Source organism: Streptomyces aureus (assembly GCF_001418135.1).
GTDB lineage: Bacteria > Actinomycetota > Actinomycetes > Streptomycetales > Streptomycetaceae > Streptomyces > Streptomyces aureus_A.
In genome coordinates this window covers 26,441-40,433 of the sequence record NZ_LIPQ01000233.1, presented here as the reverse complement: position 1 = coordinate 40,433, position 13,993 = coordinate 26,441, and the positions used below count along the sequence as shown (strand labels likewise).

Genomic DNA, 13,993 nt, shown 5'->3' with positions numbered 1-13,993 from the left:
GACCTCCCCACCTCGGACCTCGACAACGGGGACCTCCGCCCCTCGGACCTCGGCAACGGTGACCTCCGCGCCCCAGCCCTCGGCGGTACGGTCCCCGGTTCCACGGACCTCGGCGGTACCGTCCCCGGCTCCGCGGACCTCGGCTCCACGGACCTCGGCTCCACGGACCCCGGCTCCGCGGTCCCCGGCGCCACGGAGCGCGATGTCACGGAGCCCGGCGCCGCCGCACCCCGCCACGCCGATGTCACGGTCCCGCGCCAGCACATCGGCCCGTACGACCCACGACCGCACCGCCCGGCCACGGGAGCCGACCCGCTGAGCGACGCCGCCCCAAACCCGCACCTCCCGGTCGGCGCCGACCCCCTGGACGACCCGGATCCGCAGCGCGCCGCCGACGCGGCCACCGTCGAGAACCTCCTCCGCTGCTGGGTCCGCGAGAAGAACCTGCCGGCCCCCGGCTCCACCACCCTGCGCATCCCCCTCGACGCCAGCGGCACCGCCCTCCTCGTCCCGGTCCGCTACTGGTCGCCCACCGGCTGGCACCGTTTCGGCGCGCCCGCCCTCGAAGGCCTCCCCGCCACGGCCCCCGCCGTCGACGCCGTGACCGTGGCCGCCCTGCTCAGCCGGGAGACCGGCCGCCCCGAGGGCACCGAACTCGTCGGCAGGGTCGCCGACTCGGCCCGTCGCACCGCCGACTTCCTCACCGAGCGCCGCCGCTCGCCTCAACCGCACCCGGACGCCGACCTCTTCCTCGCCGCGGAACAGTCCCTGCTGCTCGGCCACCCCCTCCACCCCACGCCCAAGAGCCGCGAAGGCCTCTCCGACGCGGAGGCCCGGCTCTACTCACCCGAACTGCACGGCTCCTTCCCCCTCCACTGGCTCGCCGTCGACGCCTCCCTCCTGGCCTCCGACTCCGGCTGGACCGAACAGGGCCGTCCCGTCAGCGCCGAGCAACTCGCCATCGGCCTCGCCGAAGGGCTCGCGCTCCCCGCCGGAACCGCACCCCTGCCCGTCCACCCCTGGCAGGCCCGAGAGCTGCTGCACCGCCCCGACATCCGCGCACTCCTCGACGCCGGCCTCCTCCACGACCTCGGTCTCCACGGCAGCCCGTGGCACCCCACCTCCTCCGTCCGTACCGTGCACCGCCCCGGCGCGCGGGCCATGCTCAAGCTCTCCCTCGGCCTGCGCATCACCAACTCGCGCCGCGAGAACCTCCGCAAGGAACTCCACCGCGGCGTCGAGGTCCACCGGCTGCTCCGAACCGGCCTCGTCGACGAATGGCAGGCCGCCCACCCCGGCTTCGACATCGTCCGCGACCCCGCGTGGCTCGCCGTCGACACCCCGGACGGCGCCCCCGTCCCCGGCCTCGACCTGATGATTCGCCACAACCCCTTCGGGCCCGGCGACGACGCCGTATGCATCGCCTCCCTCACCGCCCCCCGGCCCTGGCCGGGAACCAGTGCCATGCGCTCCCGCCTCGCCGACGTCATCGGCCGCCTCGCCCTCCGCACCGGCCGTCCCACCACGGCTGTCGCAGCCGAGTGGTTCCTCCGCTATCTCGACCAGGTCGTCCGCCCTGTCCTCTGGCTCGACGGACACGCCGGCATCGCCCTGGAGGCCCACCAGCAGAACACCCTGGTGCTTCTCGACCCCGACGGCTGGCCGGTCGGCGGGCGCTACCGGGACAACCAGGGCTACTACTTCCGCGAGTCCCACCGGAGTGAGCTGGAGAGCCGCCTCCCCGGCATCGGCGCCGCGAGCGACACCTTCGTCTCCGACCAGGTCACCGACGAGCGATTCGCCTACTACCTCGGCATCAACAACGTCCTGGGCCTGATCGGCGCCTTCGGCGCCCAGCACCTCGCCGACGAGCGCGTCCTGCTCGCGGCCTTCCGCAGCTTCCTCACCTCCGCCACCAGCCTCGGCTCACCCCTGCCGCACCGCCTCCTGGAAGCCGCGACCCTCCGCAGCAAGGCCAACCTCCTCACCCGCCTGCACGGCATGGACGAACTCGTCGGACCCGTCGACACCCAGTCCGTCTATGTCACCGTCACCAACCCCCTTCGCGCCTGAACCCGCCTTCGGAGAACCCACGCCCCGACCGCACCGCCGAGAGGAGAGCGACACCGTGTCACCCACCCGCCCACCGGCCGACCCGCCCGGTGACGACACCCTCGACCTGAGGCTCGACGAGCTCGTCACCCTCCTCGAAGGCGGCCACATCGACGCCGAACTCTTCGACGGCGACCTGCTGGACTCCGTCGCCTCCTGGACCCCGGCCCACACGTCCGCCGGGGTCTTCCAGCTCGTCCCCGTGCGTCTCGAACGAGACCTGCCGCTCGTCGCCCGATGGATGAACGACCCCGCCGTCGCCGCCTTCTGGGAACTGGCCGGACCCGAGACCGTGACCGCCGAGCACATCCGTACCCAACTCGAGGGCGACGGCCGCAGCGTCCCCTGCCTCGGAGTGCTCGACGGCACGCCCATGAGCTACTTCGAGATCTACCGCGCCGACCTCGACCCGCTCGCCCGCCACTACCCGGCGCGCCCCCACGACACCGGTATCCATCTGCTGATCGGAGGCGTCACCGACCGGGGCCGCGGCGTCGGCAGCACACTGCTGCGCGCCGTCGCCGATCTCGTCCTCGACCACCGTCCCCGCTGTACCCGCGTCGTCGCCGAACCCGACATCCGTAACACCCCCTCCGTCTCGGCCTTCCTCAGCGGCGGCTTCCGCTATGCGGCGGAAGTCGACCTCCCTGACAAGCGAGCGGCGCTCATGATGCGTGACCGCGCCCTCCGTCACGTTCTGTGAACAACCCTCTGTCTTCTATACACCGCCCGACCCACAGCGGTTCCCACTCCGAGGAGTCCTCGTGTCGATGTCCCCTGCACCCCACGACTCCGCACAGCCCACCCAGTCCGCCACAGCGCCCGCCCCTTCCTCCCGGGCCGAACCGTCGCCGGCGCCCGCACTCCCCACGTCCCCTGAACTGCTCGCGCCCCCCGAGCTGAACGCCGCCGCATGGACGAGGGCCTCCTCCCGGCTCCTCGCCAAGGCCCTCGCCGAGTTCGCCTACGAGGAGATCGTCGAGCCCGCACCGGTGGCAGGCGAACCGGACCTCCACACCCTGCGGCTCGACGACGGCACCACCCTCACGTTCCGTGCCCGCCGAGGCGCCTACGACAGCTGGTACGTCGCCCCCGGCTCGATCACCCACGAGGGCCGGCCCCTGACCGACGTCCTCGACTTCCTGGTCCGGGCCCGCCGCCTCCTCCGGCTCGACGGCGCCACCCTCGGCCACCTCATCCGCGAGCTCTCCGCCACCCTGGCCGCCGACGCCCGCCTCGACCACACCGCCCTCTCCGCCGCCCGGCTCGCCGACCTCTCCTACGCCGAGCTCGAAGGGCACCAGACCGGCCACCCCTGGCTCGTCCTCAACAAGGGCCGCATCGGTTTCTCCGCGACCGATGCCGCCCAGTGGGCACCCGAGGCCCGCCGCGCGACGCGGCTGCCGTGGATCGCGGTCAGCAACCGCCTCGCCGCCTACCGCGGCGTGTCCGGGCTCGGCACACCCGACCGTCTCTACGCCCAGGAGCTCGACCCCGAGGTCCACGCCGCGTTCCGCGCCGAACTGACCGCCCGCGGCCACGAACCGGACGGCTATCTCCTGCTGCCCGTCCACCCCTGGCAGTGGGACGAGGTCCTGCTTCCGCTCTACGCCCCGGCCATCGCCGCCGGGACCGTCGTCCCGCTCTTCGCGGACGGCGACCTACGGCTGCCGCAGCAGTCTGTCCGTACCTTCCTCAACACCAGCCGCCCCGACCGGCACACCGTCAAACTCCCGCTGTCCGTGCTCAACACCCTCGTCTGGCGCGGCCTGCCCACCGAACGCACCCTCGCCGCCCCGGCCGTCACCGCCTGGGTCCACGGCCTCCGCGACGCCGACCCGTTCCTGCGCGACGAGTGCGGGGTGATCCTCCTCGGCGAGGTAGCCTCCGTCACCGTCGAGCACCCCCTGTACGACCGGCTGCCCGAAGTCCCGTACCAGTACAAGGAACTCCTCGGCGCGATCTGGCGCGAACCGCTGCGGCTGCCCCCGGGCGAGCGGGCCCGCACCCTCGCCTCCCTGCTCCACACGGACCCCGTCGGCCGGGCCTTCGTCGCCGAACTCGTCGAGCGCTCCGGACTCGCTCCGGCCGTCTGGCTCCAGCGCCTCTTCGCCGCGCTGCTGCCTCCGCTGCTGCACTTCCTCTACCGCTACGGCACGGTCTTCTCCCCGCACGGCGAGAACGCCATCGTCGTCTACGACGGAGAGGACGTGCCCGTACGCCTGGCGATCAAGGACTTCGTCGACGACGTCAACATCAGCGCCCAGCCGCTTCCCGAGCACGACACCCTGCCGGACGACGTGCGCGCCGTCCTCCTGACCGAGGAGCCCGACTTCCTCGTCCAGTTCATCCATTCGGGGCTCTTCGTCGGTGTCTTCCGCTATCTGGCACCGCTCTGCGAGGAACAACTCGGCGTGCCGGAAGAGGACTTCTGGTCCCTCGTCCGTGCGGAGATCGTGCGTCACCAGGCGCGCTTCCCCGAGCTGAAGGAACGGTTCGAGCTCTTCGACCTCCTCACCCCCCGGATCGAGCGGCTCTGCCTCAACCGCAACCGTCTGCACCTGGACGGCTACCGGGACCGCCCCGAGCGACCCCACGCGGCCGTCCACGGGACCGTGCCCAACCCGCTCGCGTGACACGCGCGCGTGCCTTGGCTGTCAGTGGCGCCCCGTAGGGTGGAAGGGCTATGACGAAGCCATCCCTCCCCGACCTCCTCCACGCCGCCGTCACCGCCGTCGGCGGCACGGAGCGGCCCGGCCAGGTCACCATGGCCGAGGCCGTGGCCGAGGCCATCGACGACAATTCCCACCTCCTCGTCCAGGCCGGCACCGGCACGGGCAAGTCGCTCGGCTACCTGGTGCCGGCGCTGGCCCAGGGCGAGCGGGTGGTGGTGGCCACGGCCACCCTGGCGCTCCAGCGCCAGCTCGTCGAGCGTGACCTCCCGCGCACGGTCGACGCGCTGCACCCGCAGCTGCGTCGCCGCCCCCAGTTCGCCATGCTCAAGGGCCGGTCGAACTACCTCTGCCTGCACCGGCTCCACGAAGGAGTCCCGCAGGACGAGGAGGACGGTCTCTTCGACCCCTTCGAGGCGGCCGCGCCCACCAGCAAGCTGGGCCAGGACCTGATGCGGCTCCGGGACTGGTCGGACGAGACGGAGACCGGCGACCGGGACGATCTGACGCCCGGCGTCTCCGACAAGGCCTGGGCCCAGGTCTCGGTCTCCTCCCGGGAGTGCCTCGGCGCGAGCAAGTGCGCGTACGGGCCGGAGTGCTTCGCCGAGTCGGCCCGCGAGCGGGCCAAGCTCGCCGACGTCGTCGTCACGAACCACGCCCTCCTCGCGATCGACGCCATCGAGGGTGCCCCCGTGCTCCCGCAGCACGAGGTACTGATCGTCGACGAGGCCCACGAGCTGGTCTCCCGGGTCACCGGGGTCGCCACCGGCGAGCTCACCCCCGGCCAGGTCAACCGCGCCGTGCGCCGGTCCGCGAAACTGGTCGACGAGAAGGTCGCCGACCAGCTGCAGACCGCCGCCGAGGGCTTCGAGCGGGTCATGGAGCTGGCCCTTCCGGGGCGCCTGGAGGAGATCCCGGAGGACCTCGCGTACGCCCTGATGGCGCTGCGTGACGCCGCCCGCGCGGTGATCACGGCGCTGGGCTCCACCCGGGACCGGTCGGTGCAGGACGAGGACGCGGTGCGCAAGCAGGCCATGGCCTCGGTGGAGACCGTCCACGGTGTCGCGGAGCGGATCACGCACGGTTCGGAGTACGACGTCGTCTGGTACGAGCGCCACGACCGTTTCGGCGCGTCGGTGCGGGTGGCGCCGCTCTCCGTCTCGGGCCTGCTGCGCGAGAAGCTGTTCACGGAGCGGTCCGTGGTCCTGGCCTCGGCGACGCTCAAGCTGGGCGGCGACTTCAACGGTGTCGGAGCGTCGCTGGGTCTCGCTCCGGAGGGCACCACGGGTGACGACCTGCCCGTCTGGAAGGGGATCGACGTCGGCTCCCCGTTCGACTATCCCAAGCAGGGCATTCTCTACGTCGCCAAGCACCTCTCCCGCCCCGCGCGGGACGGGGACCGGGGCGACATGCTCGACGAGCTGACCGAGCTGATGCAGGCGGCCGGCGGGCGGACCCTCGGCCTGTTCTCCTCGATGCGCGCGGCACAGCAGGCGGCGGAGGAGCTGCGGATCCGCGTTCCGGAGCTGCCGATCCTGCTCCAGGGCGAGGACACGCTGGGCGAGCTGATCAAGAACTTCGCGGCCGACCCCAAGACCTGTCTCTTCGGCACGCTGTCGCTCTGGCAGGGCGTGGACGTCCCGGGGGCCAGCTGCCAGCTGGTCGTCATGGACAAGATCCCGTTCCCGCGCCCGGACGACCCGCTGATGAGTGCCCGGCAGAAGGCCGTCGAGGAGGCCGGGGGCAATGGCTTCATGGCGGTCGCGGCGACCCACGCGGCCCTGCTCATGGCACAGGGCGCCGGTCGGCTCGTACGGGCCACGGGCGATCGGGGTGTCGTGGCGGTTCTCGACCCCCGGCTGGCGACGGCCCGGTACGGCAGCTATCTGAAGGCCTCGCTGCCCGACTTCTGGTACACGACCGACCGCAATCAGGTACGGAAGTCGCTTGCCGCCATCGATGCCGCGTCGAAGTCGGCGGAGGCCTGAGGCGTCACCCTGTCGAGCCCGGTGTACCCTGGCTCGACAGGGACACGGCAGGGCCCCGGAACCGGCGCAGTGGGTCCCGGGGCCCGGTCAGAGCCGGCGAGGTGAGTCAGACCCGCCGCAGTACCGCCACGACCTTCCCGAGGATGGTCGCCTCGTCGCCGGGGATGGGCTGGTACGCCGCGTTGTGCGGGAGCAGCCAGACGTGACCGTCCTCGCGCTTGAAGCGCTTGACCGTGGCCTCGCCGTCCAGCATGGCCGCGACGATGTCGCCGTTCTCCGCGACGGGCTGACGGCGGACGGTGACCCAGTCGCCGTCACAGATGGCGGCCTCGATCATCGAGTCGCCGACGACCTTGAGGACGAACAGCTCGCCGTCACCGACAAGCTGCCGGGGGAGAGGGAAGACGTCCTCGACGGACTCCTCGGCGAGGATCGGGCCACCGGCCGCGATCCGGCCGACGAGGGGCACGTACGAGGCTGCGGGCTTGCCCGTGGTGTCCGTCGGCTGGGTGCTCGGCTGGTCGGAGCCGCGCACCTCGTACGCCCGGGGCCGGTGCGGGTCTCGGCGGAGGAAGCCCTTGCGCTCCAGCGCCATGAGCTGGTGCGCCACCGAGGACGTGCTGGACAGGCCGACGGCCTGCCCGATCTCGCGCATCGACGGCGGGTAGCCGCGCCGCTGGACCGAGTCGCGGATGACTTCGATGACCCTGCGCTGCCGGTCGGTGAGACCGGAGCTGTCGGCTCGGATGCCTGGAGGTCGCCCGGGGAGGGCGCGGGCGGGTCGCCCGGGGTCCTCACCGTTCATGCTTGTGTCGTTCATGGCGTGCACCGGCTCGAGTCGGCCCTGGGAGCGGTCCTGGGCGGTGATGGTGGCACTGTCTGCGGTGGTGGTCACGTCGTCGGCCCCTCTCGAATGGTCTCCCTGGCTGGCACAACGGTAGTGGCTTTCGAAAGGTTGCGCCAAACACACGTTCGAGTGAAAATTCGCAGATTGCCTTACGCGTGTACGCATGCGGGTGTATGAGCACTCTCGCGCCGCCGTCCCAATTCAGTCGTTACGGTAGCCTTCGCCGCTGGGTCGCGCGCGGTGCACCCTCCCAGTGTCGCACCCGGAGAGGCTGAATCCCGGGAGCGGACGCGTCGCGACACGCGGAACGCCCGGAATCGCCGCCAACCCAAGATCTAGTGGTTGGATGACACCGGCCACCCAGGGGTAGTGGTCCCCGGTCTGCCGGGGGTGCCCGCATCGCCTATGCTGGTGGTCGCTTCGCAGGGCCTTGACGGTCGGGCGAGGTTCACCAGTCGTGCCGTGAGGGAGGGTCGGAACCAATGCACTGCCCCTTCTGCAGGCACCCCGACAGCCGCGTCGTAGACAGTCGCACCACCGACGACGGGACGTCGATCCGGCGCCGTCGCCAGTGCCCCGACTGCTCCCGTCGTTTCACGACGGTGGAGACGTGCTCGCTCATGGTGGTGAAGCGGTCCGGTGTCACCGAGCCCTTCAGTCGTACCAAGGTCATCTCCGGCGTACGCAAGGCGTGCCAGGGGCGACCGGTCACCGAGGACGCCCTCGCCAAGCTCGGCCAGCGGGTCGAGGAGGCGGTGCGCGCCACCGGCAGCGCCGAGCTGACCACCCACGACGTGGGTCTGGCCATCCTCGGCCCGTTGCAGGAGCTCGACCTCGTCGCGTACCTGCGCTTCGCGTCCGTTTACAAGGCGTTCGACAGCCTCGAAGACTTCGAGGCCGCCATCGCGGAACTCCGCGTGCGGCCTCCCGCTGAGAACCGCGGGACCGGTGCGACCCCCGAGGTCCCCGTTCCCGCCACCGCCGCCGACTGACCGGCGGTCCGGGCCGCGTGCCCGGCGGCCGGCCGCCGAGCGGCCTGGCAGACGTGCCCCGAGCGACCCCCGTGGCGTTCGTGGCAGCAGTACAGAACGACGTACAGAAGACGGTGCCCTGGGACTTTCTGGGTGCCAAAGTGTGTTTTGCCCGTATATGGGAGGCGGCATGACAGAGACGGCGAGCGGTCCGGCACGTGGTTCTCGTTCCAAGGGAGCCAAGACTACGAGCAAGGGCCTGCGTATCGAGCGCATCCACACCACCCCCGGCGTGCATCCGTACGACGAGGTGGCGTGGGAGCGCCGTGACGTCGTCATGACCAACTGGCGCGACGGCTCGATCAACTTCGAGCAGCGTGGCGTCGAGTTCCCCGACTTCTGGTCGGTGAACGCGGTCAACATCGTCACCAGCAAGTACTTCCGCGGGGCCGTCGGCACCCCGCAGCGCGAGACCGGTCTCAAGCAGCTCATCGACCGGATCGTGAAGACGTACACGAAGGCCGGCGAGGAGTACGGCTACTTCGCCTCGCCCGCCGACGCCGAGATCTTCGAGCACGAGCTGGCCTACGCCCTCCTGCACCAGATCTTCAGCTTCAACTCGCCGGTCTGGTTCAACGTCGGCACGCCTCAGCCCCAGCAGGTCTCCGCCTGCTTCATCCTGGCCGTCGACGACTCCATGGAGTCCATCCTCGACTGGTACAAGGAAGAGGGCATGATCTTCAAGGGCGGCTCCGGCGCCGGCCTGAACCTCTCCCGCATCCGCTCCTCCAAGGAGCTGCTCTCCTCCGGCGGCAACGCCTCCGGCCCGGTCTCGTTCATGCGCGGCGCCGACGCGTCCGCCGGAACGATCAAGTCGGGCGGCGCGACCCGCCGCGCGGCCAAGATGGTCATCCTCGACGTCGACCACCCCGACATCGAGGACTTCATCGAGACCAAGGTCAAGGAGGAGGAGAAGATCCGCGCCCTCCGTGACGCGGGCTTCGACATGGACCTGGGCGGCGACGACATCACGTCCGTCCAGTACCAGAACGCCAACAACTCCGTCCGCGTGAACGACACGTTCATGAAGGCCGTCGAGTCCGGCGGGAAGTTCGGTCTCACCTCCCGCATGACCGGCGAGGTCATCGAGGAGGTCGACGCCAAGTCGCTCTTCCGCAAGATGGCCGAGGCCGCGTGGGCCTGTGCCGACCCGGGCATCCAGTACGACGACACGATCAACCACTGGCACACCTGCCCCGAGTCCGGCCGTATCAACGGCTCGAACCCGTGCAGCGAGTACATGCACCTGGACAACACGTCCTGCAACCTCGCCTCGCTGAACCTGATGAAGTTCCTCAAGGACGACGGCAAGGGCAACCAGTCCTTCGAGGTCGAGCGCTTCGCCAAGGTCGTCGAGCTCGTCATCACCGCGATGGACATCTCCATCTGCTTCGCCGACTTCCCCACCGAGAAGATCGGCGAGAACACCCGCGCCTACCGCCAGCTCGGCATCGGCTACGCCAACCTCGGCGCCCTGCTGATGGCGACCGGCCACGCGTACGACTCCGACGGCGGCCGCGCCCTCGCCGGTGCCATCACCTCCCTGATGACCGGCACCTCGTACAAGCGCTCCGCCGAGCTCGCCGCGGTCGTCGGCGCGTACGACGGTTACGCCCGCAACGCCGAGCCGCACCAGCGCGTCATGCAGCAGCACGCCGACGAGAACACCAAGGCCGTCCGCATGGACGACCTGGACTCGCCGATCTGGGCCGCCGCCACGGAGGCCTGGCAGGACGTGATCCGCCTCGGCGCCAAGAACGGCTTCCGCAACGCCCAGGCCTCGGTCATCGCCCCGACCGGCACCATCGGTCTCGCGATGTCCTGCGACACCACCGGCCTCGAGCCCGACCTCGCCCTGGTCAAGTTCAAGAAGCTCGTCGGCGGCGGGTCGATGCAGATCGTCAACGGCACCGTCCCGCAGGCCCTGCGCCGCCTGGGCTACCAGGAGGAGCAGATCGAGGCGATCGTCGCCCACATCGCCGAGCACGGCAATGTGATCGATGCCCCCGGCCTGAAGACCGAGCACTACGAGGTCTTCGACTGCGCCATGGGCGAGCGCTCCATCTCCGCGATGGGCCACGTCCGCATGATGGCAGCCATCCAGCCGTGGATCTCGGGCGCCCTCTCCAAGACCGTGAACCTGCCGGAGACGGCCACGGTCGAGGACGTCGAAGAGGTCTACTTCGAGGCCTGGAAGATGGGCGTCAAGGCGCTCGCGATCTACCGCGACAACTGCAAGGTCGGCCAGCCCCTCTCCGCCAAGAAGAAGGAGGAGGAGAAGGTCGAGGTCACCGCGAAGACCGAGGCGACGATCCGCGAGGCCGTCGAGAAGGTCGTCGAGTACCGCCCGGTCCGCAAGCGTCTGCCCAAGGGCCGTCCGGGGATCACCACCTCCTTCACCGTCGGCGGCGCCGAGGGTTACATGACCGCCAACTCCTACCCGGACGACGGTCTCGGCGAGGTCTTCCTCAAGATGTCCAAGCAGGGTTCGACGCTCGCCGGCATGATGGACGCCTTCTCCATCGCCGTCTCCGTCGGCCTGCAGTACGGCGTCCCGCTCGAGACGTACGTCTCGAAGTTCACCAACATGCGCTTCGAGCCGGCCGGCATGACGGACGACCCGGACGTGCGGATGGCGCAGTCGATCGTCGACTACATCTTCCGCCGCCTGGCGCTGGACTTCCTGCCCTTCGAGACCCGCTCCGCGCTCGGCATCCACTCGGCCGAGGAGCGTCAGCGCCACCTGGACACCGGCTCGTACGAGCAGTCCGACGAGGACGAGGTCGACGTCGAGGCGCTGGCCCAGTCCGCTCCCCGCGCCCAGGAGCTGAAGGCCGTCGCGGCCCCGGCCCCGAGGACCGAGGTCCCGGCCCCGAAGCAGGCGCACACCTCGGCGGAGCTCGTCGAGATGCAGCTCGGCATCAGCGCCGACGCCCCGCTCTGCTTCTCCTGCGGGACGAAGATGCAGCGCGCCGGTTCCTGCTACATCTGCGAGGGCTGCGGCTCGACCAGCGGCTGCAGCTGACATCGAGTAGGCGCTTCATGAAGGGGACCGGCCTTGTGCCGGTCCCCTTTGCCGTCTCCGGGCGGGGGCGCTGTTGTCCGGGCGCGTGCGTCCGGGCTTCAGGCGCGTATGGAACCCAGCACGGTGCCGAACACCTGGGGGTCGGCGTCGAAGCCGTGGCTGATCGGGCGGTACGTCCAGCCGTCGGCGCCGTCCCGCGTGAACTCCACGACCGTCGCCGCGAGGGCGTCCGGCACGTCCGCGAAGTCGTGGACCAGCAGGTCCGTGTAGCCCTCGCGGACCCGTACGCCCGTGTTCGCCACGTCGCCGAAGGACCGCCGCCCGCCGCCCTGCTGTATGGCGACGCCCACCACCACGCGCGCGTACCGCGGTGCCAGGCGGTCGAGCTCCAGGGTCATGGCCTCGTCGTAGCCGAATCCCTGACCCGTGCGGCTGTCCCGGTGGAGCGTGATCGTGCCGTCGGGAGACCGACTGCCGAAGTGCACCAGCTGGACCGGGGCTCCGTGAGGGTCGTCCGCGTCGAAGACACCGGCGACGATGTCGAGGTCGTGGGCCGGCGCGCCCGTCGGGGCAGGGTCCCACTTGAGCGTGACCTCGACCCGGCCCACCCCTTTGTTGAGTCCGCTCATGGTGCTTCCCCTCTCCGCGTGCGCCCCCGCGCACGCCTCGCGTCGAACCGTCCACCCGCTCAAAAGCCCTTGGTCGTGGGCCGATTGCTCATGGTGTCATGGGGCTACGACAGTGGACCCGGGGGTTGAGGGGGAGAACGGTTTGTGGAGTGGTGAGGAGCTGGATCTCGACGCATATCTGGCTCGAATCGGATACGAGGCTGAGCGGGACGGGGAACTCGCGCCTGACCTCAGGACATTGACGGCCCTTCACCGGGCGCACGTCCGAGCGGTGCCCTTCGAGAACCTCGACGTCGCCCTGGGGCGACCTGTTCCGCTGGATCTGAAGAGCCTTCAGGCCAAGCTCGTCGAGCGACGCCGTGGGGGCTACTGCTACGAGCAGAACTCCCTGTTCGCCGCGGTGCTCGAACGGATCGGCTTCACGGTGGCCGCCCGCGGGGCTCGGAACCGTTCGCGAGGCGCGACGCTGCCGCCCGTCACGCACGCGCTCCTCGTCGTCACGATCGAGCACGAACAGTGGCTCGCCGACGTGGGGTTCGGCTGGCAGGGACCGCTGGAGCCGGTGCCCCTGGGCGACGGGGCGCGCGTCGAGCAGAGCGGCTGGACCTTCGGGACGGTCGTGGAGGACGAGGGCATCCATGTGCTGCGGTCCCTGCGCCCGGAGGGGTGGACCGACCTGTACGCCTTCTCCCCGCAGACCCTTTACCCGGGTGACTTCACCGTCATGAACCACTACAGCTCCAGCCATCCGCAGTCGCGCTTCCTCGGCCAGGTCGTGGCCCAGCGGCCGGGGGCGGACGAGCGCAGGGCGCTGGTGCGCGACACGCTGACGACGGTACGGACGGATGGTGTCGTGGAGGAACGTGCCGTACCTGTGGACGAGTTGATCGCGACGCTGGAGAGCCGGTTCGGGATCGAACTGGACGACGAGGAGCGCACGGGGCTCGAGCGCATGCATCCGGCGGGACACTGACGGGGTCTGCCGGGGCGGTCTCCGGGCCCGTACGATGGCGCGGTGCTGGTCAAGTGGATTCGCTGCACCGTGATGGACCGTCGAGGGTTCGAGCGGGGACAGCGGAAATGGGCGGGGCTGCTCGGTGAGCCGGGATTCCGGGGACAGGGCGGCGGGTGGAGCCGGGCTCGGCCGGACGTCGCCCATGTCTTCGGGTTCTGGGAGAGCCGCGCCTTCTACGACTCGTTCATGGCGCGTTCGCATGATCGTCTGGCGGCCGCGCAGATGGGCACCTACAAAGACGTCCAGGTCAAGCTGTTCGACCACCGCTTCGACGTGAAGACCGGGTTCGAGCCGAAGTTCTCCGACGCCGACGTGGCGAGGGTGGCGCACTGCCGTGTCCACGAGGACCGTGCCGAGCACTTCGCGCTGATGCAGGAGAAGGTGTGGAACCCGGCGATGGCCGGGTCCCCCGGCATGCTGCGGGGCCTGTTCGGCGAGGCGCCGGGCAGCGAGTTCCTGGTGCTGTCGATGTGGCAGTCCGCCGCGGAGCACGGGAAGTACCGGGTGGAGCGGATCGAGCGGCTCGGGCTCCGGGCCAGGACGGCGGCCGATGTGGCGGCGTTGGCCGGGGACGTGGTGCAGCTCGAGCCGGCCTGGACGGTCTGAGCGACCGGGGCCGGCCGTCGGTCTGACTGGATCCGGGCTGGCTGCTCGATGTGAGCGACCGGGGCCGG

Annotated in this window: 10 protein-coding genes; 8 read left to right on the top strand and 2 right to left on the bottom strand. The window is 70.5% G+C overall.

Features of this window, described 5'->3' with window-relative positions; all coding sequences use genetic code 11:
- The 4 genes from AOK00_RS20140 to AOK00_RS20125 all read left to right on the top strand — a co-directional run.
- Window positions 1-2,073, top strand: a 2,073-nt coding sequence (locus AOK00_RS20140; RefSeq protein ID WP_437441429.1) for an IucA/IucC family protein, incomplete at its 5' end; no start/stop codon positions are given.
- Window positions 2,074-2,128: 55 nt separating this feature from the next.
- Window positions 2,129-2,815, top strand: coding sequence for a GNAT family N-acetyltransferase (locus AOK00_RS20135; RefSeq protein ID WP_055601691.1), 687 nt, complete (start codon window positions 2,129-2,131; stop codon window positions 2,813-2,815).
- Between the two features lie 67 nt (window positions 2,816-2,882).
- Window positions 2,883-4,748 carry an IucA/IucC family protein gene (locus AOK00_RS20130; protein ID WP_254047425.1) on the top strand — a complete coding sequence of 622 codons (1,866 nt, stop codon included), beginning with the start codon at window positions 2,883-2,885 and terminating at the stop codon, window positions 4,746-4,748.
- Between the two features lie 50 nt (window positions 4,749-4,798).
- Complete coding sequence (locus tag AOK00_RS20125) at window positions 4,799-6,772, top strand: ATP-dependent DNA helicase (protein ID WP_055601690.1); 1,974 nt, start codon at window positions 4,799-4,801, stop codon at window positions 6,770-6,772.
- 106 nt (window positions 6,773-6,878) lie between these two features.
- Here AOK00_RS20125 and lexA read toward each other — a convergent pair whose 3' ends face one another.
- A complete protein-coding gene (gene lexA / locus AOK00_RS20120; protein WP_030325322.1) occupies window positions 6,879-7,667 on the bottom strand; it encodes a transcriptional repressor LexA in 789 nt (262 codons plus the stop codon).
- 434 nt (window positions 7,668-8,101) lie between these two features.
- Here lexA and nrdR point away from each other — a divergent pair, with 434 nt between their 5' ends.
- The gene (nrdR, locus tag AOK00_RS20115; RefSeq protein ID WP_030325324.1) at window positions 8,102-8,611 is read left to right on the top strand and encodes a transcriptional regulator NrdR; all 510 of its coding nucleotides are present in this window, start codon (window positions 8,102-8,104) and stop codon (window positions 8,609-8,611) included.
- A 169-nt stretch (window positions 8,612-8,780) separates the two neighbouring features.
- Window positions 8,781-11,675, top strand: coding sequence for a vitamin B12-dependent ribonucleotide reductase (locus AOK00_RS20110; RefSeq protein WP_055601689.1), 2,895 nt, complete (start codon window positions 8,781-8,783; stop codon window positions 11,673-11,675).
- A 98-nt stretch (window positions 11,676-11,773) separates the two neighbouring features.
- Here AOK00_RS20110 and AOK00_RS20105 read toward each other — a convergent pair whose 3' ends face one another.
- Complete coding sequence (locus tag AOK00_RS20105) at window positions 11,774-12,304, bottom strand: TerD family protein (RefSeq protein WP_055601688.1); 531 nt, start codon at window positions 12,302-12,304, stop codon at window positions 11,774-11,776.
- 112 nt (window positions 12,305-12,416) lie between these two features.
- On the opposite strand from AOK00_RS20105, the gene AOK00_RS20100 reads away from it, so the two are divergent.
- Both AOK00_RS20100 and AOK00_RS20095 read left to right on the top strand, forming a co-directional pair.
- The gene (locus AOK00_RS20100) at window positions 12,417-13,277 is read left to right on the top strand and encodes an arylamine N-acetyltransferase family protein (RefSeq protein WP_055601687.1); all 861 of its coding nucleotides are present in this window, start codon (window positions 12,417-12,419) and stop codon (window positions 13,275-13,277) included.
- 42 nt (window positions 13,278-13,319) lie between these two features.
- Entirely contained in the window at window positions 13,320-13,925 is a 606-nt protein-coding gene (locus tag AOK00_RS20095) for a YdbC family protein (RefSeq protein WP_055601686.1), read from the top strand.
- Window positions 13,926-13,993 lie beyond the last annotated feature (68 nt).